The organism is Vibrio sp. 1-2 (7-a) (genome assembly GCF_013048515.1).
GTDB lineage: Bacteria > Pseudomonadota > Gammaproteobacteria > Enterobacterales > Vibrionaceae > Vibrio > Vibrio diabolicus.
In genome coordinates, this window is the sequence record NZ_VHSQ01000015.1 from 63,057 (window position 1) to 84,730 (window position 21,674).

The window sequence follows — 21,674 nt, forward strand, 5'->3', positions numbered from 1 at the left end:
AGGCTCGCTCCATTAATACCTAGTCATGGCTAACGAGGCCATAAAGAAATAAGGAAAAACCAGTGTCAGAACAAAACCAAAACCAACCTACCCAAAACGTTTCAGCGGGCGCTTACATTGCTTCAGATGGCTTGCTGCGCTTTGCTCCGCAGTTTTACGTGACATTGGCGAGACATTGCGTAGACCAAGCTCGCGAACAGTTTTTTCAAGAACTGGACCAGCCTAAAGCCAAGATTGAGTTGAAGTTTGCTGATATGCACAAGGGTAACAAAACGCTGCTACCAGCTGGTTATCTGTCTTTCCATCTTAACTCGTTCTTTGACTACCTAGCGGGTGACGCATTTGCTCAACAATTGGTTGATAAGTGTGAGAAAGATATTGCGCTTAAGGTGGTAATGAAGCCAATGCCGACGCTTATTGGTGAAAACTTGGATCGAGTGGTTCGCGCATTCCGTGTCACGCTCCTAGAGGTTGTTGAGGAACTTATTAATAACCAAGATGAGCGCATTAATGCAGAAGAGCATGGCAAAACACTTATTGAGCGAGACGTAGTTGTTAAAAACCGTGCTTGGCTGGTGGGTGCGCTAGAAAATGCGGTCTTAGAGGTTAAGCAAGCAGAGATGGAAGCAGAGACGGAAGCAGAAGAATAACCGAGTTAAGCAAGAGTTTGGGCCGCAAATGAGCGGCCCTTTTTGATCGAGGTGTGGTAATGGCTAAGGGTGCACGATTTGGTACGGATTTTTTGGTCCACCAGATAGACAAGCGCAAGAAGTGGAAGAAGAAAGGGGTGAAGGCCGGGCATGGTGGCGACTTTGATATTGATGGCGTAGTGAAAGACTTGAACCGTTCTATGAACACCGTAAGTGATGGCATTAAAAATATCGTTCCGAAAGCGCCAACCGTTGCTTTGATGGATACGTCAGATATTCCCGGCTGGATGGTTCGTGCGATGGAAACGGATCCCGAGGTTGCCTTTGCTGCTACCAATAAGAAAGTAACAGAAGATCAGGTGCCGTCACCTCACAAACGCCGTATAGGGCAAGGTATTCGAAACGAAAAAGAGCGTAACAATCCGCAATATAAAGAGCATTGGATTCAGGTTCGGTTGTTCTACATGATAGAGCGATACTTGCCAGATGCTTATCTGTTGGCGTTCACGGTTCCAAATGGCGGCACGCGAACAGGCAAGGCCGCTGGATTGATGATGTACGAAGGGCAGATGAAAGGGGTTCCTGACATTCTCTTTTTGCAGCCTCGAGGTCGTTATCATGGCTTTATGCTTGAGGTTAAGACGGAATCAGGCCGGGCCAGCAAGGAACAGAAGGAAGTGCAAGCACGGTTTCAAGAGCAGGGGTACTTAGTCGAAACACAAAAAGGGTTTGATGCGTGTTGGGAATTACTAAATAATTATCTTGATTTGCCATTGTTTGATGGTAAATCTATGATTCGAAAAAGTGCATAACCAAAAGGCTTAACTCAATGCTGTCAGAAAAGTACGCTAAAAAACCACTGATGCCGCTTAATTTTAAGAAGCTGGCTTGCTCTAAGGGAGTGCGAAACTTCCTTTGTGATTGGCTATTTCATGACGGCTTGGTCCTGAGCTATGCGCCATCAAACGAGTTCGCCAAACGTGGCGGGTTCCAACTCTATCTTGGTGGTTGGGTAGTGGAGTTTAAGCCTGATATTGAGCGTTATTGCCCGGTAAAGCCGCTATACAAAGTTAACTTCCGTGTCATTCGTCAGCTGTATGAGGCTGGCGTTCTCGAGGTAAGGCTTGATTTAAAACGCCCGCATCCAAGGTTTATTATGTTCAGTTGGTCCAAGGAAGCACTGGCCGAGCGTCGTGAAATACTGCGTCGCTATATCATTGGTTCAGATGGCTTGGTGACGACCGCTAAACTCGATGCAGTGGCCAGCGTGTATGGTTTGAAGGCGAGCTACATCCCAAGTCGTAGCGCATTCGAGATCTGCAAGTCAGACGGTAGCCACATCCCGAAAGGAAAGACGCCTCGAACATGGATATTTTCTAACGAAGCGGGCGAGCCAGTATCTAAGCTCAACGATATGAAGTTAGCCGAGTGGGAAGACGTTCTTTACCATGTGGCCAAGCGCATTGGCATTCTAGGCCGTGTAGGGCCAAAGCCAGAAGGTGAGGTGGGGCACTTCTCCCGGTTTAAGCACAAATAGCGAATAAAGCATTGAGAGGGTCGGCCAGTTGGTCGGCCCTTTTTTTTGCGTGTAACGTCCGATTAAAAATAAATCCTTGTTTCTTCCATGATCATAGTTCCTAAGAAAGACTATTTTAGATAGAATTTAGTAAAGCTATTAGGAATTTATAGGAATGAAGGCAAAATCAAAGTCCAACGCCATGACGCCAGCCGCTAGGCAAGCTCGATTCAAGCAAAAGCTGGATAAGTTCGGCGTCAAAAAGTGTGGTGTCAAACTGAGTGAGTCTGAGCGGGCCGCAGCGTATGAAGGCCAGCAACTAACCAAGTGCGATAGTCGAGAGGCGTTTTTGCATGAGGCTTTTCATTTCTACCTAAAACATCTAGGCATTTCAGTGCCAGAAATTAACGAGAGACTAAAGAACGGGGAGTTACAAGGCCATGATCGGTAAGAGTGAAGTGTCAACGGCGATGGCCGAGCAGACAGGCTTAACTAAAGCGCTATGCCGAAAGGTAATAGAAAGCTATTTAGACGAAGTGCTCACAGAGACAATGAGTAATGGTAATGCCGTTATCTTTACTGGCGTTGGTCGCTTTGAAGGTGTTGATAAAAAGCCTCGCATGGGGCGTAACGTTAAGACCAAAGAACCTATCCCAATCAAACCTCGTCGCGTTCTTAGTTTTAAAACCGTTAAACCGTTCCGCGCTCGATTAATGGAGTTGTCCAAATGAAATCAAACACCACAATCGCACACAGCGAAATGATCACTCGAGTTTCTGAAAAGTGCGATTTATCAGAGCAAGAAGTCAAAAAGCTGTTAGACATTATGATGAACGAGATTGCGGCGGGTTCGGTCGCAGGTGGCACCATGTTTCGTGGGTTTGGCAGTTTTGAAACGATGGTTATCACTAAGAGCGTTTTCAATCCGAAGACGCTTGAAAATGTGGGTGAGCGTACCTTTGCCAGCCTGAAGTTCTCGCCATTAGGTGAGGGGGTGGTTGTCCATGAATAATTCAACCATGAAAGCCTTGGCTTACTCACTGCGTCTATTGCTGACAAGTTTATTCGTTTCTCTGTCAGTGTTTGTTGTGATGGTGCCTTATGCGGTGAACGGGTTGTACCTACAGCCAGCAATACAAACCAAGATGGATCATTTGGTTATTGAGAAAACGCGGGCGTTAAATGAGGTCGGTCATGGCGATACTGGTCAAGAGTAAAACCGATCCATCCATCAAGAATAAGTGGGGAACGGATCCGAGGGCCGTCGTTGATGGCAAGATCCTGTTTCGTGATGCGACAGGTAAAGAGCTTGTCTTTGATGCAGCCGCAGAGCCGCAAACGGCGAAGTTTTCCCGGTACCTGTTGCCAAATGACTGGATAGCGGGCCGTCGTGATTGGGTATCACAGCTGAAGGATAACAATGTTCCCGGCGGTGGTCCGGCAACTTGTGTGGGGTTCGATGCGCTTCAGTGTGATTGGGAAGATGGCTGGTGGTGCAATCCTCCGTTTGACCGTAAGCCTGAGTTTATCCAGAAGGCGACAGAGGAAATGTTCAAAGGGCGCGATGGAATGATGCTATTGCCTTATGAGCCTTTGTCCGGTTGGTGGATAGATTACGTTGATGGCTATGCCTCCATGGTTTACGAACCAAACGGTCGCTATCCGTTCTATGAGGCCGATGGCTATACCCGAAAGAGCGGGGTTAACTTTGGTAGCGTGTTATTGCTGTTCACTCGTCGTAAGTTAAGTACGCCTCGCCAGAAGTACACCAAGTTCATGACTGAGGCTTAAAACCTTTCCAATCTCCCAAGGGGCCAACTGGCCTCTTTTTTTGCGCCTGAAGAAATCACAATAAATATCAAAATAAAAAAGCTGTTAGTAATTGCAGTGACCCAACACTATGTGTATTATCCCTCATGTAACGTTTTGTTAGGAATAAATCCTTGAGTTAACAAGGTAAGTTTTGAGGTAGTGCAGTGAAGGATAAGACGATAAAGGCATTATTTGTCGAAGTTCATCAAGAGATAAAGCGCCGTCTTGTTTCGTATGGCCATGAGGCAAAGATTAGTTATTTACGCTCCGGTCGTCACTGTCACGGCACGGTTCTGAGCTACAGCATGGGTAGCCATCCTCGCGTGATGGTTCGCTCAAGCTCTGGCAAGGAATACCCAATCATGTGGTTCCACATTATCGACATTCAGCCGTCCGTTCCTTCAGTTTGCGGTACCCAAGAAAAGCAAATCGACATATTCAATAAAGGGGTGGCGCATGGCTAACATGAATGACTCTCAAATTGTTTCGGCGCTGGTGGCTTTACCTGAGCAAAAGCGCTTCATTGCCTTTCGTCGCTTCTCTGACGAGATTAAAGACGATTCGACTTACTGGAACGTGCTCGGCTCTCTCTGGAAGGACGTTGGCGAAGTCCAACAGCAATCATTGTGGCTACCGCTTTTCCGCAGTTCTCGCCGCTCACGACACAAGATCATGACGTCTTCAGAGCGTAAAGAGTTTGCCCGGTTGCCTGAGTCGGTGACAGCTTACCGAGCGATTAACGGCGAGTCTGAGATATCAACAGCGATATCGTGGACCTTATCACCGGAGGTTGCACAGCGTGTCTTCTCTCATAACGGCAAAAGACAGGTGGTAAAACGTCAATTTAGCAAAAAACAGATCCTTGCTTACTTCAGTCGTCGTAACGAGCAAGAGATCATCGTAATCCCAAACCTTAAGTAATAACCTCGAGAGAAACAGATATGAGCGAAGCAAATCACGGTGAGATGAAAGAGCGCTTTAAAGAGTTGCTAGATAAGTCTTATGAAAACAACAGTATGCCTATCTTTGTTATCACACATAACACCGCAGACTATGGCGATAAGTACGTGGTTCGATTGCATGAAACTCGAGGTGGCCAGATTAAGGTTAGTGAGGAATGCGCGGTCGCTCTTAGTCTGGATGGTGCTCGAAAGAACATCCCGGATCGCTTGATTCGTGCGGCGAGAATGCCGTCGGACGATGAAGTGATCGTTGAGAGCTGGTTTTAAAACACAATAACGTAAATAAGTGGTTGATGAATGATGTATGAGTATGACGCAGATATCGGCGGGCTCGATATGGAAACGGGTGGTCTTGATGGCTACCAAGAAATTGAGGGTGTGGGCCGTGTTCATGGCGCGATGTACTACCCAATTATAGAAATTGCCGTGGTTCTGCCGCTGGTGGAGGAAAACGGCACGCTGAACATCGAGAAAGGTAACAAGCTCGTTGTTGGTATTGAAATGACTGAAGAGCGAGAGGCACGTTGCCATCCTTGGGCTTTAAAGCAGCACACAGAGAGTGGACTGCTGGATCGTCTTAAAACCGGGGAAGGGTTCGACTTTGTGGCCAAGACAACGGAAGAGGCTGAACAACACATACTTCAGTGGTTACAGGATAACGGCTCACGCAAGTTCAATCACAAAGAGTCTACCGGGGCGATGGTTTTCGGTAATAACGTTGGCTTTGATATGAACTTCCTGAACGCTCAAATGCCAGCGCTTTACGAACACTTTAGCTACCGCAAGATGGATGTAAGCACGATTAACGTTCTTTCTCGTACTCCTATTTGGCGTGCGCTTTACCTGCCACAGCCTAAAAAGGTACTGGCACACACGGCACTTTCAGACATTACCGAGACAACCGACGAGCTAAATGCTTACACCAATGCGATGCCGACGATTCGCCGCATTACTGTTGGCGAGCCAATGCCATTGAGTGACGATGTGATTGTGGTTAATGGTAAGGGTGATAACGATGGCCACTAAAGGGTTGCTGGACCAGCTTGGTGATTACATGGTGACTCGCCAGCGAATGAAAGACGCACTTCCTAGCGAGCTAAATTCGATAGCGGCGCTTGGGTTTGATGTTGCCGATCGGATCATATACGACGCTATCAGTCAGGCCCAATGTGCGATTCATGCCGTAGTTAGTACGGCTGAAAAAAGCGCTGAAATACACAAGCAAAACAAGATACCGGTCTTAAGCATGAGGGAGGTGAAACAAGAGAAATAACTGCGGCGATTCAAAGAAAAAGTTTGTTTGCGTGGGCGTGTCATGCGCCCACATTCAAGCAAAAACCAAGCAAAAGCAACAAAGAACTACACACTATGACTGAGCACGAAAAAGAACTACAGCGAATGGCGACGGCGCTTGAATCTACAGGATGGAAGCTAATGCCCTACACAGGCCGCACGGATGATATCGACATTGAGAGCGAGCCGCTTTACTGCCCTAGTTGTCGCTATGAAGCACCGTTAAAACTCAACAAGGCGAAAACGGTACTTTCCTGCATGAACCCTGCCTTTCTTTCTTGCTCGGGTGATTACTGCGAATACAAGTACGAACTAACCGCAGAGCGTCAGCGAATTGGAACGTTTTGGAGTTCTGGATTTGATTACCCGCTTGCCAAGAGAGACTTATTAGAGGATCAGCTGAACAGGGTTCAAGTGCGACTAAAGTGCATCCCCACGTTAAGAGAGCAAGCCATCGAGACGTTTAATGAAGAAGAACAAGCGCTAAGTTCGACAGTGGACAGATTGAAGCGCGAACTGAGTGAATTGAAACAGGAAACATCACGCCATGAATAACGAACAAACCACAAGCCCAATTGACCAAGTTATCTTTGACCTTTTCACCTCTCGTTGGGTGGGTGCCTCAATCACGAAAGATCTTCAGGCAATGCGCAAAGAGTTATACAAGAATCTCTCTGACCAAGTTAACGGGTATTGGTCCGGTCGCACCGCATACAGCATCATGGTTGATGGTGGTTTTCTTGTTGACGGCCCGAGTGAGAACAAGGTGCCAAAGCGTCTCACTGAGTTCGGCAAGCTCTTCATGAAGCAATACGAACAAGAGCTTGAGGAAGTTGCTCAATGATTTGCCGAGACATTTTGCGTCGCTGCCGCCGTTTGGCGGGGCTGACGCAGACCGAGATGGCCAAGCGTGTTGGCATCACGACAGGCGCTTACTCGCATCGAGAGTGCGATACCCAAATGTCATTGAGGGTTTCTACATTGGCCACCAGCCTGAACGCCATGAATATTAAGGCCCGGCTGGTGGTTGAGCTGGAAGATGGCACTAAAGAGTCATTCAGAATTACAGAGAAATAAGGCTACACACCATGAAATTAGAGCAAAGCAACGTAATACGTTTACGACTAACAGAATTAGAAAGACTTGATCCGATAACCGTGTTCCTTGAGCATTTTGGAGCGCACCGGGGCCGAATCACGATTGAATGCTTTGGCCGTTCGTGGTCGTCGTTCTGGCCAGCAATGGGATGCCAGCTGGAAGAGTTTTTTATTGATTGCAACGACGACTATTTAGCAAAGAATCTAGCCTCGCAACTGGACTCGGATATCTACGACTTTGACCAGCTGGAAACGCACCTTAAGCGACGGATACTAGCCAACTTCTTTCATCGACATATTGACCGAAAGAAGGCCGAGAAGTTGATGGAGCAAGTGTCTGATTTGGATTGCAGTGTCATGCCGTGTGAAGAGCAAGTTTGGCTATCTGATAACGCCCAGCTGTTGAGTGAAGTTTATGGCGAAGATTGGTACTACGATTTACCCAAATGTGAGAACCCCGAGTACCGATACTTATGCCGCATCATTCAGGCAGTTAGAGAAGGTTTGAAGCTATACCTTCAGTCAAAAGAAACCGAAACAGCACAAGCATAGAGAGGCAATAATGAACACAGTAACCAAAGAACAGATTCAAGAGCTATTTCTAGTGCAGCTAATGGTCCTTGCTGAAGAAGAGCATCGAGGTATTACAATCTCGCCGTCTTACGAAGATGAAGAGCAAGCATTAAACACAAACATTGAAAACTTACACACTAAAATCAATAACTTTGCCGAGTTAAACCAGGATATGATTGATACTCAAAACATCAATCACGATGGCTACTTGAAAGGTGCACAACCGGGCGACCTTGTATGGCGTGGTCCCGAGGCGTATGTCGCTACTTCAATTATTGAAGAGTGGATAAAGCGAGCCAGTGCAAAACTGAATGATGAGTCTGTCACTGATATTGATGATGTGGCCGAGCTGGTGGGGGATCTACTGATACTCCGAGTGTTAAACGAAGCTAACCTGAGCAATCCAGCATGAAGCCAGTACGTGAAGAGGGTTGGTATTGGGTAAAGAGAAATCTAGGCATAGGCACTGACGAAACCTATTGGAGCATCATGCTATACAGTGTCGACGTATGGCTAGTATCAGGGTGTGAAATGCCAATCTACCAAGACAGCGACTTCATCGAGATATCAGAACGCATCAAGTCACCAGAAGAGCAAGCAAGAGACAAGAGCAAATGAACAGACTGCCAAAACCAATCATCAGATTCCGCTCGGGTTCTCGCCCTATAGAGATGCTTATTTGTGGCGGGAAGGAGAAAGCTGACTATCCATGGACTACACGTTTTGTGGGTGACTGGCCTCTCCCTGAGTGGCAACGAGGCTTAGTGTGGTCAACAGAGCAAAAGATCTCTTTCATCGAGTCTGTATTCATTGGGTATGACTTGGGTTCGGTGATGATTAATGAGTTGCACTGGCCAGAAGGACAAAAGGCATCAACACCAATGAGCGAGATTATCATTGATGGCCAACAAAGGATTTCAGCTCTAGTAGGGTTTGTATCAAATGAGTTCCCGGTAAATGACTTGTACTGGCGAGACTTAACCCGTCTTGAACAACGAATATTTAGAGAGCGAGAGATAGGGCTGAAGAGTGTTGCTTGTTATGACGAAGAGAAACTTAAAGTCGTCTACAACCACCTTAACTTCTCTGGTGTTAGACATGACTACTCTGAAGCAGCATAAGGGGATACAAACAATGAGCCATTCCATCATTCAAACAAACGATATCACCGTAGAGGTAAAGGGTAAGCGCGTATACATCAATGACCGCTTAGTGTGTGAAAGTACAATAGAGCAAGCCAAGTTAACCAATATAGCCAGTATGCTTTGCCTGATAGTTGGTTTTGTTGCTGGTGGCTTTAGTGCCTATGTGCTGCTACCTGAATTAATGCAGTTGGGAGTTAACTAGAATGCGCAAAGTATTAGAAGAGCGTCCGACAGAAGTGGTAGGCATAGTTTCAGAGCATGGCAACAGTACAATGGACGTACTCTGTCCTTTCTGCGAAAAGATAACGACCGCTTTCATTTGGTCTATCAGTGCTAATGGCAAGGTTTGTGAGACTGAAGATTGTGATGTGATCCTATATCGAGACACGGCCCACAAGCTATTCCCCAAGATTACCGAAAAGCAACGAGAAGTGTTGAAGGACTTATGTCAATTCAAGTGTGCAAGCATTGGTGATGGCTGGCGTCCAAGTCGTAGAGTGCTCAAGTCGTTGTTGGATAAAGGGCTGGTGGCTTATGGCAAATGGCCACCTAACGAAGCAGTTAGAGAAATAGGCTACTACCCAACGGAACTTGGTAAGCGATACTTTGAATGATAAAGAACGATTTGATTAGACCGGGGAATCTAAATGGCTAAATCCTTCAATCCCTACTCGTTATCTATAACGGCCACTGAGAAAGCTATTAAGGACCGTAAAGGCAAGATAGCAAACCAAGAAGAGCTAGAAAGGCTGGCAATGGATCTTGATGTTCGCTGCGAAATGGCAATGGAAGCTGGCAAGTTAGAGGCCGACGTTATGATGCAGAGAGGCGCAAAGAAAAAAGCGGCTGAGAAAAAGCTAAAAGCTCTTAAGGACAAGATGGACAAGATACGCTCCGCATTCGATGGCCGAGGAACCAAGCAGATTTATAAGTGGCAGGATGAGATTCTGAATCTTGAAACTGCGCTACGTAACCTGAAGCGATTGCAAGAGCAGTGGACGCAGCGTGAGTGCCTTGATTGGATGTTAGATTGATTTAGAGCGCCGAAAGTAAGAGGGCTACCATTTTTGAGATGGTGGCCCTTTTTTGTATGTGTAGAAAGCTGGTGGCTTTTGATAATTACACTGTCACAACGTCTGTCAGTGCCAACGAAACCAAGAAAATGAAAAGGCATGTGAATGACTGATTGGTGCCGCTGTTAAACAGGCGTAGCGCTATCTTGTCGAATGGGGTCACGATAGGTACCGGACGCATGTTTAGAACGTCTCCGAGCCAATGAGAGACGCCGCCACAACCAAAACCCGCCAGTAGCGCGGCTAGTTCCGGGCGTGCGGGCGTGAATGGGGTCATTTCTATATAGGGCAAGCCGATAAGGGAGAGGAGTCCATACAGAGCGATACAGAGCCAAATAGAAAGGATGTGCGTAAACGTTCGGTGCGGGATAACGCCAAACTCAAGCCAATCTGGTGCGTTAGAGCCTATGATGAGGCCCATAGCGCACAAAGGAGTGAGTAGTGGGTTTGTGTCCCACACCGGGAGAATAGCGACCGGGGAGAACGCTATTGCCCCGGCAACGTGGCCAAGCCTATTCATTGAGCTTTTTCTTGCAGTATTGGTAAAGAATGGCGCTCATTGCCGTGACCGTCGAACGGTAGTGCGTGGCCACCTTGTCAAAGTGGGTGACGGTTGTTTCTTGAACCCAAGGGCAAATCGAGCGCACGCCCAAATCATCTTCTTCAAATGACGGTTCGTGCATGACGGGCGGGGTAGTGGTGCTGGCGTCCAGAATTGCAGCCTCGTAGATATCGCTAATCTTCCCACCTTGTTTCTCTTTGAGCTTTTTCGCCATCCGGTGTGAGTATCGAGTGATGCGCACTTGGAGCGGAAACAGCTGATTGTTTCGCTGCTTCTCTCGGAATCTTTCTTGTCGCTTACTTCCTTTCATTAGGGACTGTTTTCGCTTCTTTTCGTGCATTAACACAGGGGGTTATCCTCGGTGAAATGCGTTTTATGTAACGGGGGCAATTCCTAACAATATTACATCATGAGCGCGTTAAGCGTTACATGAAATTAAGTTCAACATGGTCATTTTTGTGCTTAAAGGTGCGCACTTTGCGCATTTTATAACGTTGTAGTGCGCACTTTTGAGTGTTTATAATTCCTAATCATTTTTTATTTAAGCGCAAACTTACCCCCCATGAGCAAAATAGACTATGTGGCGCATCAGGCCGCTTATATCAAGGCGTTAGAGGAAAATCCCAAGCTCACAGTTAAGCAATATTGTGAGGATAAAGGGCTCAAATACGCCACTGCCCGACGTCACTTGAGAAAGCCCGACAAGGAAGTGATCAAAAAGCTAAAAAACGACACAAAAAAGAAGAAAGCAAAGAGTGAAGTTGCTCGCGTCAATCGCACGCCCGCACAGGCCAAATGGGCTGAGCATGTGCGTAACTTCTTGAGTCGAGGGATAAAAAATCCAAGCCTGAAAGTGCCAGAGTTTGCTCAGAGCCAAGGTTTGGCGAGCTCATCATTGCGCAGAGAGATCGCCAAATTGCGCAAAGCGCCCGATTTTGAGCAACTTTTTGATCTTTATGACGAGAAAGTTGAGCTGTTTCGCGCAATGCAAAATGGTGGCGGTAAAAAAAGTGCTGATAAGTCAAAGGGTGGAGCTCGCCGGGGGAAGTCGCCAAAAACGTCCGAGCGTGAACAAAGTGATGGATCTCGGGGAGGCGTGGATCCTGAAAATGCGCAAAATGGTTCGCCGTCGCTTGATGATGTGGGTTTGGGGAAGGGGGCCGAGCTCATTACCCGCTTTACCAACTTCAGTGCGTCCCGGTTTGAGTCGGCACAGCACAAGAAACACCAGCTCAATGAATTAATGGATGGTCGCCGGGGTGCGCGTCACGGTGGGTACTGCTCTGATATCAACTTGATATCGGAAATGCTCGACGTTCTGGAAAAGGCTGATCCGCTTTCCGTGTCCGAGGAATTGCTGGTCGCTCGAGCTCGATACCGAAAGATGCACCTTTGGTTATCTAAAGAGCTCGATACGGTACAGCTCCATATAGATGAAGACATTCCGATGCTCGATGCTGAAGGGGAGAAAGTCGATCCTAAACGGGTCCAGAAGGAATTGCTCTTTGCTTATGAGCCTCGCCTTTCCGAGTTGGAACGTGGGATAGCCAACCTTGTTGCTCTTGAGAATAAACGCCACTTTGACCATAGAAAGCAGCTGATAGAAGAAATGAAGATGCCACACTATCTACCAGCTGAAGAGACGGCCCTTGTTGTTCAAGTCCTCGAGCTGCGTGAGCGCAATGGATGGGACGCTCTAACAACCGCTAAGAACTTAGAGCGTTTAGGTGCGAAAGTGCCACCAGCGTTATTGCTCGAGCTGAAAGACGAACTAGAAACCGCCGAGCCAGAAATACTAGAAGGTGAGATATCACCAGAAGAGTTTGAGCGTCGACAGGTTGATTATTTCAAAGGGTTGGAAGAAAGAGAGCAAGAGAAGTGGGACACCAAGAAAGTAGAGCTTGATGCTCTGTTTGATGAGTTCTCGCCAGATACCGCCGGGGATTATGACGCCTTGCCTATAGCGGATAGCGAGGATGATGAGTAATGGCCAAGCGTAAAGGCGGTGGTAGCCGTAAACGTCGCTCGATACTAAGTGATCCACGATATCAGGCATATGTCAGACGGTACCGCCATGATTGGACGCGCTATTTCGTTGAGGCGTTAAACTTTCAACCTACATGGCAGCAACGCAAGGTTATTAATGAAACCAATAAGGAAGGGTCGCGGGTATCTGTAACCTCTGGCCACGGTACGGGTAAGTCAGATTCAACGGCAGGGATGATCATTGCCTTTATCACGACGTACTACGATGCGCGTGTGGTATTGACGGCCAACAACGCGAACCAAGCAAAAATTGGTGTATGGAAGTACCTGAGAAAGCATTGGAACGCGGCGTGTCGCTCTTACCCATGGCTAGAGCAATACTTCACTATGACCGATACGATGTTTTATGCGAACGAGAGTAAGCAATCGTGGTCTGTAGGTATGAAGTCTTGCCGATTGGGGCAAGAGGAAGCACTGGCGGGTGAGCACGCCGATCACCTTTTGGTTGTGGTCGATGAGGCGTCCGGGGTAAGCGATAAGGCATTTGGTGTAATGACGGGTGCCTTTACCTCTGACGATAACCGCATGCTGCTACTGAGCCAGCCAACGCGCCCAAGTGGTTACTTCTACGATACGCATCATAAGCTGGCCGAGAAGGGCGAATGGACGTCAATCAGGCTCAATTCTGAAGAGAGTCCGATTGTTACCACTAAGTTCATTAGAACCAAGCTCATTGAATATGGCGGGCGTGAATCCCCGGAATACCTCATCAAAGTACGTGGTGAGTTCCCGTCAACTATCTCGGGGATGTTGCTTGGCCGTGCGGATATGGACCGGGCAGCAAGGCGCAAACTTACCCTACCGGATGGTTGGGGTTGGATGGCTACGTGTGACGTCGGTAACGGTCGGGATAAGTCGATCATTAATATCTGTAAGGTGTGGGGTGAGGTACCTAATAGGCTGGTGGTTAATCATAAGATGCTCATCATGGATTCCAATATTACGCCCGTTCGCTTTGCTGACGTCATTAATGCAGAGTGTAGTGAAGAGCTTTACCCTAACATTACTATCGCGGTGGATAGTGACGGTGTGGGCCACGATACGGCCACGCTATTGATTGAGAAACATCATCGCCGGGTTGAGCGCATTAACTGGGGTTTACCTCTCTTCTCTGACGAACTGAAGAAGCGATTCATAAACAAGCGTGCGTATGCGAACGTGATGAGCCGTGATGCTATTTGGCAGGGTCGCATGGTAACGGATCCATCTTCAGAAACCGCCGAGCAAGGCAGTAAGATCCCTTGTGGTCTGAATGAGCGTGGTGCGTTTGTTATCATGCCTAAGAAGACAATGCGCGAGAAACTAAACATCAAGTCACCTGACCAATGGGACACATACTGTTTTACTCAATTGGTTGGTTATGTCCCGGCGAACGAGGTGATTACCGAGGATATGATTCAAGAGCGCTCGCAGATAGAAGATTGGATCCGGGAGGCTGACGCCGAGTATGACTATGACGACTATCAGGACGACTTAGGTCGCGGTGATTGGATGGCCGATGCTGGTGATACGTTTGATGAGGTTTTCTAATCGTTAGTGCCAACGAACGCGAGAAAAAGACAAGGGCGGGATAATCCCGCCCTGTTGCTGGTGTCTTAGAATGAAATGCCTGTTGCGTGTTCTTTTAGCTCACTTTCGAAGGTTTTAATGTAGTTATCGGTGGTTTTCGAGTCACCATGTCCTAGTAAGTCCCTTAGCGTATTCAGGCCCGCTCCGTTATCCATTAGCAGCTTGGCGAAGGTTTTACGCAATGAGTGGGTCGATAATTGATAAGGTAATTTCATCTCTATAGCGACTTTCTTCAGTGTTTGGTTGATGTACTGAATGCTAATCGATGAGCCTTTCTTGGCGTGATGGTGAGTAGATTGGAACATTAATTCGTTGTGGCCATTCACCAAGTAAAGCCGCTTAATAAGGTCGGACAGTTGTTCGTTAACGTGGATCACAACACGGCTTTTGCTTATGGCTGTGGCGCGGTCCATTTTAGATTTGCTGCTTAGTCTTGCGTTAAGTGCTTTCGATTGAACAACCGAAAAAGATTCTCGGGGAACGCCATTAATCATAACGTCTTTAAATTTCAATCGGCTAATGTCGCTGTATCGCAATCCTGTTCTCACTTCCATTTCGACAAACATAACCACCAGCGGGTTATAAGCATTGAGGCGGTCGATAATTTCTAGCAGTTCATCTTTACTTCTTGTTGGGTATGCAGTTGCCATTGTTTATTTGCTCTTCAATTGGTGTGTATACGCCTGTGTTCATTGCATCTAGGCTCGTTAGTTCATTGCAATAAGTTGCTGTGTTAGGAGGTCATTTTTAATGACTTGGTGTTGCTTCACCTTATAGCCATTGTTGTTATACCTCATAATTATGTGACCAATATCACATAATGACAATGTTACAAAAAAGCGTTTTGGAACGCAGATCAACTCTTTTGTTTATATTACAAATGGATGACAAAGAGTTGTGATCTCATTAAAAAGCGGTCAAAAAATCCGCTACGGTCATAGTGCATATTTATGCGCGTCAAAAATCCCTCATTTTCCCTCGTTCACTGCGTTGGCGTTTTGACAATCGTTAAGTGGCTGTTTTTAAAGGAAAAGGTTGTTTGTGTGGGCGATATCTGCACAAAAACAAGGGTTAGGGTTACTTTCATTTCTGTGAAGAGATGAAAGTAAACCTATGGATTGAGAGTTTAACCACTATAACACCTAGTAACAAGTACATTTTTTAAATCGTTACGATGTAACAAAGGGCGGCGGTTCGAATAAACCACTGCATGTATGTACAAGTGAGTATTATTGCATATTTGTAAATAACTTTGTCAGTAACAGCTAAAAACCTAGCTGCTATGCAACTGCGAGAGAGGTTATTTACAAGATCGGTCAAAAGTATGAACATTCTCGTCGGCTTAGAAATCCCTTAACTAGCAGAAAGATTCAGAATGAACGAGAACATTAATACAAGTGAGCTGCTTGAGGTCTTCCCTGAAGATTTTTTAGATGCACTAGAAGAAAAACACGATCCATTCGCTCATGGTCAAGGTGCTATTCCAGCAATGGTCCTTGATTGCACAAAACGTCTAGTTAGTTGTCGTCCAGAACTGGCCGAATCTGGCACTGTTGATGCCGAAGTTATTACCCAATTTTTGACTAATCATTTTTGCATTTAATATCATAATTAAAAAATGTTAGTTTTTTTATTATAAAGCTCGCCACTTGGCGGGCTTTTTTTATTTCTTTTCGGACATTTTTGGGTTTTAAGCGTCTAATTGCAGTTTAACTTTATTATTTAGGAATTTTCTTTGCTATACTCGCCATAACTCCCTGTATCATCAGCGGAATAATAAAAAAAATAAAGAATGGCTAGTGACTCGGTTTATCTGAGAATCAATTAGGTAATGGGTAATAAAATGAATAAAGAAAACAATAAGAGTATCGATGCTGAACGCATAAACGATCTACTTGCAGACAAGGAGAGAGCTGACCGTGACGTCCACGCCGAAATGAAGCAGTACGCTTTATATGAAGGAAAGGTAAGTGGTGTTATGGATTCTGAATATGCGGATTCTAGGATTGTTGCCGTTGTTTACGAAGGTGATACAACAGATAAATTGTTAGGAAAGATTGAGCAGCAAGCAAAGATAAATGAACAGCTTGTTGAAGAGGCTCCGATGTATTTCAAGGACGTTTCACAATCGTTTCGAACGCCTACAATTATTAGGAATGTAACCAAGCTAAAAGTCACGGTTAACTCTGCGGTATCGAGCCAAAAGCGTACTGGTGAGCAATTGGTTGCTCGATACGCTCGCGCCATCAAGCGCTTGGAGCGTGAGTTAAAGACGCTCAAAAGAAAAGAAAAAATAGAGAAAAACCAAGAGTTAATCGAGACGCTTAAGGCAGAAATGGCGACGTTCGCCAAGAAACCTGAGAAACTTTACCGTCTGAGAACGAAAGCGCACGATGATGTTATTGCGCTGTACTCGGTTGCGGGTGGTCCGGTGGCCATGGAGAAGGTGCGCGTTAATGTTGGTGGTTTGGTTGCGGTGAAAGATAAGAACGCATCACTACAGCATTTCTCGGTTAAACCCGTTAAAAGAGACAACTCATCTGTTTATGCAGAGCTTGAGCCAATTCCTAACTCATTAGGATTGAAAGGCTTGCTTTTCGACGAGGACGAAGCAGAGAAGTTAAGAGAACTTAGACAACAAGAAAAAAGCCAGAATGAAGAGAAGATTCGCCCCAAAGGGGACGATTTAGTGAATTAGTCGGCAACCTGATAGACAAGGGGCGCACCGTTCGAGTGCGCTTTTTTATTGAACAACTAAACCCTCCCTCCCCATACATTCCTAACAAAAACTTGCAATCATCATAAAACACCATATTATTAGTCATATATTGACGTTTTAAAGCAAGTAACGAAAGGGAATCACCATGCAAGTTGGCTTAGTCACTCTAGGCGAATTCAAACGCACTGCCGCTGCCGCCACTCAAAGTGGCCATTTCGCTATCGGCGCTCAAGAAACTGAGCATGGCTTTATTGTCATTGCTCGTAACCTCTCTACCGGATCTCGTTTCACGGTTCGTCATGCAGCAAAAAAGCTGCCTAGAACGTGGCGATTAGATCGCTTGTGCTCCTGGTTAAAAGAGTGCGGAGTTCAACACATAGAAGTGCGCCATATGAGCGCTGAGCCCAGTAATATCTAGCCATTCGAGGCGTTAGAAGCATTCAATGACAACACAAGTACGATTTCAAAGGCGCATCAAAATCTTTCCCGGCGTACACCTTAACTTTGGTAAGCGCGGCTTTATGAGCGTCACGCTCGGCACGCGATGGGTGTCCGTCAATATCGGTCGTGGCGGGTGGTACTTAAACGGTTCACTCTTAGGAACTGGCCTTAGAGTTCGTAAGCGACTAGACAAGCAGAACAAACCAACCAAACCGGAGAGCAAGCAATGAGCACAAGCATGCGAACCAACGAATACAAGCTACGCCAGAAGGGGCAGCGTTCTGACACCCTCGCAATTTAGCAGTAGGTTGTCAGCTCCAACAAGAAGTGGAAAAACGCTATTACTACCATAAGCGCCCGCTATCAGAGACAGCAATGTACCGAGTGAAACAGTTGTTAGGTGGGAAATTAAGCCTGAGGGACTACAACGATCAAGTTGGTGAGACTTACGCTATGATCAAAGCGCTGAACAAGCTTACAGGGTTAGGTATGCCTGAAACTCAGTATTTTGTTTAAGAACTGAACAAAATGGGGCTACCATGTATTCTCATCTAATTAAGCAACAAAGCCACCATGAGTTAAAAAATCATAAATCAGGTGTCTATATTAACATCTATCAACCGATTTGAGTTATGACCAACGAAAAGATGGTTAGGTTTATATTGCGTAAATTATCGGTAAGAGGAGGTCATATAGCAGGCAATATGTCAGGTGTGTAGAATTATTCTATTTTAAGGATTTTGCTCTAAGTCTAAATGAATCTTTGCATTTCAATTTCAATAAAGCTTGGTTATTGATCATGTTTCTGAGTATGCGAATTATTATCAATTATGCATATGACTGCTTATTGTCTAATTTGATTTGTGTAACGTCACTGCAGCACGTATTGAGCGTACTACGCTGATTGTCTGTGTTTTCGTGTTGACAGTTTGGTACTAGGTAAAATCAACAAGACTATGATTTCAAGGAACATTTTATGTTAAAGAAACTACTAAGTTGTTGTATCACCTCCACGCTCTGTTTTCATTCTTCTCTCGCTTTTTCGCAACCCAATGAGATTGCGGACAGTGCGGAGTTACAACAAGCTCCCGACACATTGCCTGCCACTTTGATGCTTGCACCGGACGACATCGCCATTGCAGATCGCTACATAGTGGTATTTCAACAGCCGCAAATGATGGCGAGCAACTCACCGGAATTCGAGCAATTCACGCAACAGTCTGTAGGCCGCATGTCCGGTTTGTATTCGATAAAAGTGGAGTCGGTCTTTGACCACTCGATCAGTGGATTTGTCGCTAACTTGAGTCCCGAGCAACTAAAAGATCTGCGTTCTGATCCTCGAGTGGACTACATTGAGCAAGACAGAATCCTATCAATTGACCCAATAGTCTCGGCAGACGCAAATCAAACCAATGCTATTTGGGGACTAGACCGAATCGATCAACGTAACTTGCCACTCGATAAGAACTACAGTGCCAACTTTGATGGGAGTGGAGTAACGGCTTATGTTATCGATACTGGTGTGAATAATGCACATGTTGAGTTCGGTGGTCGCTCAGTTTCAGGGTATGACTTTGTCGATAACGATGCAGATGCAAGTGACTGTAATGGACACGGCACACACGTAGCGGGCACCATTGGCGGCAGCTTGTATGGTGTTGCGAAAAACGTCAACCTTGTCGGCGTGAGAGTATTGAGCTGTACCGGATCGGGTTCTACTTCTGGTGTTATTGCCGGTGTGGACTGGGTGGCTGCGAACGCTTCCGGACCTTCAGTCGCCAACATGAGTTTAGGTGGCGGTCAATCTATCGCTCTCGATAGTGCGGTGCAAAGTGCGGTTCAATCAGGTGTCAGCTTTATGCTTGCCGCTGGTAACTCGAATGCTGATGCTTGTAACTATTCTCCAGCACGCGTTGCTTCCGGAGTAACTGTCGGATCGACCACTAGCACGGATGCACGTTCGAGCTTTTCAAACTGGGGCAGTTGTGTGGACGTGTTTGCGCCAGGTTCACAAATCAAATCTGCATGGTATGACGGTGGGTACAAAACCATTAGTGGCACTTCGATGGCGACGCCACATGTGGCGGGTGTAGCAGCATTGTATCTTCAAGAAAACAGTTCACTGTCTCCAAGCCAAGTAGAGGCCTTGATCGTTAGCCGCGCAACTAGCGGAAAGGTGACGGACACAAGAGGCAGCGTGAACAAGCTACTTTATAGCTTAACGGATGCAGATTGTGGCCAAGACTGCGGTGGCCCAGATCCAACACCGGACCCAGAAGGCAAATTAACCTCGGGCGTACCAGTAAGTGGTTTAAGTGGTTCAACTGGTCAAGTAGCGTATTATTATGTTGATGTAGAAGCTGGGCAGCGCTTAACCGTACAAATGTATAGTGGCAGTGGTGATGCGGATTTGTATCTCCGTTTTGGAGCAAAACCAGCACTGAATGCATGGGACTGCCGACCTTTCAAATACGGTAACAATGAAACATGTACGGTCAGTGCGACACAAAGTGGACGTTATCACGTCATGATTCAAGGTTACTCAAACTATAGCGGTGTCAGCATTCAAGCGAGCTACTAGTTATTCTTCTCGTTATTAGAAGAAAAAAGCCCACTTTTCGGTGGGCTTTTCTTTTGGGAATTGTGCCGTCCTAAATAAGGTTGACACTTTCCACTCCCAAAATTGGAAAGTGTTATGAAATCAACAACTAAAAGAACTCAGCGCGATTACTCCCTCGCTTTTAAACTCACTGTAGTTGATGAGGTTGAAAAAGGAAGCCTCACTTACAAACAAGCCCAAGAGAAGTATGGCATCCAAGGTTGCTCTACGGTTTTGGTTTGGCTTCGTAAGCATGGTCGACTAGATTGGTCTAAAGGGACACCTAACTTTATGTCCAAAGGAGACTCTATGGCCGAGTTCAATTCACCTCCTACACCAGAGCAACGTATTAAAGAGCTTGAGAAGCAGCTCGAAGATGCTCAACTCAAAGCCGACTTCTTTGAAGCTGTCGTGAACGTTATGGAACGTGACTATGGTGTTAGAGTGACAAAAAAGCACAAAGAAGCGTTGTCCAAGAGAAAACCATAGTAGGTTTGAGCGTTACGAAGTTTTGTCAGTTAGTACAAATCTCTCGCCAAGCTTATTATAAGCAATGCCAAACTCAATCTCGTTGTGAACATCATGAGCATGCTGTCATTGGCTTTGTCCGTGAAGTCAGGCTGAAGCAGCCACGCATTGGCACGCGTAAACTGAAGTTCTTAGCAGCAACAAAGGGCATTCAAATAGGTCGCGATAAGCTCTTTGAACTTCTCAGAAAGCATCGGCTGTTAGTGAGAGCAAGACGAGCCTATCACCGAACGACTGACAGCCGTCATCAATTTTTCTGTCACCCAAACAAAGTGAAAGATGGGCTGACACCAACGAAGCCAGAACAACTGTGGGTTGCTGATATTACTTACTTGCCAACTCAAAATGGAGAGAGTTATCTCAGCTCTCAGGCAACGGCAGAGTGAAGAAAAGCTAATACACCACTCAGATAGAGGCTCACAATACTGTTCGAAGGAATATCAAGATATCCATAAGAAACATAGAGTGACTTGCTCAATGACTGACGGGTATGACTGTTATCAGAATGCTTTAGCTGAGCGTGTAAATGGGATACTCAAAATGGAGCTCTTGCTGAAGAAACCGAAAGATCTGAAAGAAGCAAGGACGATGGTAGCAGAGTCTGTAGATATCTATAATCAAATGAGGCCTCATACGGCTTTAAAATACAAAACGCCCGATGAAGTACATCGAGCGTTTTAGTTAAAAAGTGTCAACCCATATCAGGACGGGTCAAAATACTATGCTTAGAGATTACTGAGTTTAATACGAGACATTCGACGCTATTCAAACGCATTGGCCTTTTGCTTCAAGAACCCAACTCGAAGCGGCATCGAAGCTTTCGGCTTTGTTGCTTAAATCGATGGAACTAAATCAAGAAGCTACGATCTGATCGGCTACACCCATCAATCGTCGTAGTCTCATGCCTAAACCTCGTTACAAAACAACTAACTGGAAGCAGTACAATAAAGCCTGAGGGACTACAACGCTCAAGTTGGTGAGACTTACGCTATGACCAAAGCGCTGAACAAGCTTACAGGGCTAGGTATGCCTGAAACTCAGTATTTTGTTTAAGAACTGAACAAAATGGGGCTACCATGTATTCTCATC

At 46.0% G+C, this 21,674-nt stretch carries 33 protein-coding genes and 3 pseudogenes; 33 read left to right on the forward strand and 3 right to left on the reverse strand.

Annotated elements, in window-relative coordinates:
• Positions 1 to 62 precede the first annotated feature (62 nt).
• From FKN08_RS21580 to FKN08_RS21690, 23 genes are all read left to right on the forward strand, one after another.
• Complete coding sequence (locus tag FKN08_RS21580) at positions 63 to 650, forward strand: hypothetical protein (protein ID WP_164666977.1); 588 nt, start codon at positions 63 to 65, stop codon at positions 648 to 650.
• Between the two features lie 59 nt (positions 651 to 709).
• Positions 710 to 1,462: a VRR-NUC domain-containing protein gene (locus tag FKN08_RS21585; RefSeq protein WP_164666976.1), complete on the forward strand. Its 753-nt coding sequence runs from the start codon at positions 710 to 712 to the stop codon at positions 1,460 to 1,462.
• 17 nt (positions 1,463 to 1,479) lie between these two features.
• The gene (locus FKN08_RS21590; RefSeq protein WP_164666975.1) at positions 1,480 to 2,187 is read left to right on the forward strand and encodes a hypothetical protein; all 708 of its coding nucleotides are present in this window, start codon (positions 1,480 to 1,482) and stop codon (positions 2,185 to 2,187) included.
• A 154-nt stretch (positions 2,188 to 2,341) separates the two neighbouring features.
• The gene (locus FKN08_RS21595) at positions 2,342 to 2,617 is read left to right on the forward strand and encodes a hypothetical protein (RefSeq protein WP_164666974.1); all 276 of its coding nucleotides are present in this window, start codon (positions 2,342 to 2,344) and stop codon (positions 2,615 to 2,617) included.
• The gene (locus FKN08_RS21600) at positions 2,607 to 2,897 is read left to right on the forward strand and encodes an HU family DNA-binding protein (protein ID WP_140365076.1); all 291 of its coding nucleotides are present in this window, start codon (positions 2,607 to 2,609) and stop codon (positions 2,895 to 2,897) included. Before FKN08_RS21595 ends, FKN08_RS21600 begins: the two co-directional genes overlap by 11 nt.
• Complete coding sequence (locus tag FKN08_RS21605; RefSeq protein WP_140365075.1) at positions 2,894 to 3,178, forward strand: HU family DNA-binding protein; 285 nt, start codon at positions 2,894 to 2,896, stop codon at positions 3,176 to 3,178. The genes FKN08_RS21600 and FKN08_RS21605 overlap by 4 nt, the downstream gene beginning before the upstream one ends.
• Positions 3,171 to 3,383, forward strand: a complete 213-nt coding sequence (locus tag FKN08_RS21610) for a hypothetical protein (protein WP_140365074.1) — start codon at positions 3,171 to 3,173, stop codon at positions 3,381 to 3,383. Before FKN08_RS21605 ends, FKN08_RS21610 begins: the two co-directional genes overlap by 8 nt.
• Complete coding sequence (locus FKN08_RS21615) at positions 3,361 to 3,957, forward strand: DNA N-6-adenine-methyltransferase (protein WP_164666973.1); 597 nt, start codon at positions 3,361 to 3,363, stop codon at positions 3,955 to 3,957. The genes FKN08_RS21610 and FKN08_RS21615 overlap by 23 nt, the downstream gene beginning before the upstream one ends.
• Positions 3,958 to 4,142: 185 nt before the next feature.
• Positions 4,143 to 4,442: a hypothetical protein gene (locus tag FKN08_RS21620; RefSeq protein WP_164666972.1), complete on the forward strand. Its 300-nt coding sequence runs from the start codon at positions 4,143 to 4,145 to the stop codon at positions 4,440 to 4,442.
• Complete coding sequence (locus tag FKN08_RS21625; RefSeq protein ID WP_239073748.1) at positions 4,435 to 4,899, forward strand: hypothetical protein; 465 nt, start codon at positions 4,435 to 4,437, stop codon at positions 4,897 to 4,899. The genes FKN08_RS21620 and FKN08_RS21625 overlap by 8 nt, the downstream gene beginning before the upstream one ends.
• A gap of 20 nt (positions 4,900 to 4,919) precedes the next feature.
• A complete protein-coding gene (locus tag FKN08_RS21630; RefSeq protein WP_140365071.1) occupies positions 4,920 to 5,207 on the forward strand; it encodes a hypothetical protein in 288 nt (95 codons plus the stop codon).
• 30 nt (positions 5,208 to 5,237) lie between these two features.
• Entirely contained in the window at positions 5,238 to 5,966 is a 729-nt protein-coding gene (locus FKN08_RS21635) for a hypothetical protein (RefSeq protein WP_164666971.1), read from the forward strand.
• Complete coding sequence (locus FKN08_RS21640) at positions 5,956 to 6,213, forward strand: hypothetical protein (protein WP_164666970.1); 258 nt, start codon at positions 5,956 to 5,958, stop codon at positions 6,211 to 6,213. Before FKN08_RS21635 ends, FKN08_RS21640 begins: the two co-directional genes overlap by 11 nt.
• 95 nt (positions 6,214 to 6,308) lie before the next feature.
• On the forward strand, positions 6,309 to 6,788 hold the full coding sequence (locus FKN08_RS21645) for a hypothetical protein (protein WP_164666969.1): 480 nt from the start codon (positions 6,309 to 6,311) through the stop codon (positions 6,786 to 6,788).
• Complete coding sequence (locus FKN08_RS21650; RefSeq protein WP_140365068.1) at positions 6,781 to 7,077, forward strand: hypothetical protein; 297 nt, start codon at positions 6,781 to 6,783, stop codon at positions 7,075 to 7,077. Before FKN08_RS21645 ends, FKN08_RS21650 begins: the two co-directional genes overlap by 8 nt.
• Positions 7,074 to 7,310, forward strand: a complete 237-nt coding sequence (locus FKN08_RS21655; RefSeq protein ID WP_151514254.1) for a helix-turn-helix domain-containing protein — start codon at positions 7,074 to 7,076, stop codon at positions 7,308 to 7,310. The genes FKN08_RS21650 and FKN08_RS21655 overlap by 4 nt, the downstream gene beginning before the upstream one ends.
• Before the next feature lie 11 nt (positions 7,311 to 7,321).
• Complete coding sequence (locus FKN08_RS21660) at positions 7,322 to 7,882, forward strand: hypothetical protein (protein ID WP_164666968.1); 561 nt, start codon at positions 7,322 to 7,324, stop codon at positions 7,880 to 7,882.
• A 10-nt stretch (positions 7,883 to 7,892) separates the two neighbouring features.
• Positions 7,893 to 8,315, forward strand: coding sequence for a hypothetical protein (locus tag FKN08_RS21665; protein ID WP_164666967.1), 423 nt, complete (start codon positions 7,893 to 7,895; stop codon positions 8,313 to 8,315).
• Positions 8,312 to 8,521 (forward strand): hypothetical protein, encoded by a 210-nt coding sequence (locus tag FKN08_RS21670; protein ID WP_164666966.1) that lies wholly within the window; start codon positions 8,312 to 8,314, stop codon positions 8,519 to 8,521. Before FKN08_RS21665 ends, FKN08_RS21670 begins: the two co-directional genes overlap by 4 nt.
• Positions 8,518 to 9,024, forward strand: a complete 507-nt coding sequence (locus FKN08_RS21675; RefSeq protein WP_164666965.1) for a DUF262 domain-containing protein — start codon at positions 8,518 to 8,520, stop codon at positions 9,022 to 9,024. The genes FKN08_RS21670 and FKN08_RS21675 overlap by 4 nt, the downstream gene beginning before the upstream one ends.
• A gap of 13 nt (positions 9,025 to 9,037) precedes the next feature.
• Positions 9,038 to 9,250 (forward strand): hypothetical protein, encoded by a 213-nt coding sequence (locus FKN08_RS21680; RefSeq protein ID WP_164666964.1) that lies wholly within the window; start codon positions 9,038 to 9,040, stop codon positions 9,248 to 9,250.
• A gap of 1 nt (position 9,251) precedes the next feature.
• Positions 9,252 to 9,662, forward strand: a complete 411-nt coding sequence (locus FKN08_RS21685) for a hypothetical protein (protein ID WP_164666963.1) — start codon at positions 9,252 to 9,254, stop codon at positions 9,660 to 9,662.
• 33 nt (positions 9,663 to 9,695) lie between these two features.
• Complete coding sequence (locus FKN08_RS21690; protein ID WP_164666962.1) at positions 9,696 to 10,082, forward strand: hypothetical protein; 387 nt, start codon at positions 9,696 to 9,698, stop codon at positions 10,080 to 10,082.
• A gap of 85 nt (positions 10,083 to 10,167) precedes the next feature.
• Here the strand turns inward: FKN08_RS21690 and FKN08_RS21695 are convergent, their stop codons facing one another.
• Complete coding sequence (locus FKN08_RS21695) at positions 10,168 to 10,641, reverse strand: metal-dependent hydrolase (protein WP_164666961.1); 474 nt, start codon at positions 10,639 to 10,641, stop codon at positions 10,168 to 10,170.
• A complete protein-coding gene (locus FKN08_RS21700; RefSeq protein WP_164666960.1) occupies positions 10,634 to 10,993 on the reverse strand; it encodes a hypothetical protein in 360 nt (119 codons plus the stop codon). Before FKN08_RS21700 ends, FKN08_RS21695 begins: the two co-directional genes overlap by 8 nt.
• Before the next feature lie 252 nt (positions 10,994 to 11,245).
• Between FKN08_RS21700 and FKN08_RS21705 the strand changes: the two genes are divergently transcribed.
• A complete protein-coding gene (locus FKN08_RS21705) occupies positions 11,246 to 12,670 on the forward strand; it encodes a hypothetical protein (RefSeq protein ID WP_164666959.1) in 1,425 nt (474 codons plus the stop codon).
• Positions 12,670 to 14,259 carry a terminase gene (locus FKN08_RS21710; RefSeq protein WP_239073752.1) on the forward strand — a complete coding sequence of 530 codons (1,590 nt, stop codon included), beginning with the start codon at positions 12,670 to 12,672 and terminating at the stop codon, positions 14,257 to 14,259. The genes FKN08_RS21705 and FKN08_RS21710 overlap by 1 nt, the downstream gene beginning before the upstream one ends.
• Before the next feature lie 65 nt (positions 14,260 to 14,324).
• Here the strand turns inward: FKN08_RS21710 and FKN08_RS21715 are convergent, their stop codons facing one another.
• Positions 14,325 to 14,948, reverse strand: coding sequence for a tyrosine-type recombinase/integrase (locus FKN08_RS21715; RefSeq protein ID WP_164666958.1), 624 nt, complete (start codon positions 14,946 to 14,948; stop codon positions 14,325 to 14,327).
• Positions 14,949 to 15,673: 725 nt separating this feature from the next.
• Here FKN08_RS21715 and FKN08_RS21720 point away from each other — a divergent pair.
• The 8 genes and pseudogenes from FKN08_RS21720 to FKN08_RS21755 all read left to right on the forward strand — a co-directional run.
• Positions 15,674 to 15,901 carry a hypothetical protein gene (locus tag FKN08_RS21720; protein WP_140365056.1) on the forward strand — a complete coding sequence of 76 codons (228 nt, stop codon included), beginning with the start codon at positions 15,674 to 15,676 and terminating at the stop codon, positions 15,899 to 15,901.
• A 240-nt stretch (positions 15,902 to 16,141) separates the two neighbouring features.
• Positions 16,142 to 16,996, forward strand: coding sequence for a hypothetical protein (locus tag FKN08_RS21725; protein WP_164666957.1), 855 nt, complete (start codon positions 16,142 to 16,144; stop codon positions 16,994 to 16,996).
• Positions 16,997 to 17,162: 166 nt separating this feature from the next.
• The gene (locus FKN08_RS21730; RefSeq protein ID WP_164666956.1) at positions 17,163 to 17,435 is read left to right on the forward strand and encodes a hypothetical protein; all 273 of its coding nucleotides are present in this window, start codon (positions 17,163 to 17,165) and stop codon (positions 17,433 to 17,435) included.
• A 25-nt stretch (positions 17,436 to 17,460) separates the two neighbouring features.
• A complete protein-coding gene (locus tag FKN08_RS21735; RefSeq protein WP_164666955.1) occupies positions 17,461 to 17,688 on the forward strand; it encodes a DUF4236 domain-containing protein in 228 nt (75 codons plus the stop codon).
• Between the two features lie 37 nt (positions 17,689 to 17,725).
• Positions 17,726 to 17,974 (forward strand): annotated as a pseudogene (locus tag FKN08_RS21740) (IS5/IS1182 family transposase); the annotation flags it as partial.
• 460 nt (positions 17,975 to 18,434) lie between these two features.
• Positions 18,435 to 20,039: a S8 family peptidase gene (locus FKN08_RS21745; RefSeq protein ID WP_164667022.1), complete on the forward strand. Its 1,605-nt coding sequence runs from the start codon at positions 18,435 to 18,437 to the stop codon at positions 20,037 to 20,039.
• A 114-nt stretch (positions 20,040 to 20,153) separates the two neighbouring features.
• Positions 20,154 to 21,266, forward strand: a pseudogene (locus tag FKN08_RS21750) (IS3 family transposase).
• 261 nt (positions 21,267 to 21,527) lie between these two features.
• Positions 21,528 to 21,638, forward strand: a pseudogene (locus FKN08_RS21755) (IS5/IS1182 family transposase); the annotation flags it as partial.
• Between the last annotated feature and the right edge of the window lie 36 nt (positions 21,639 to 21,674).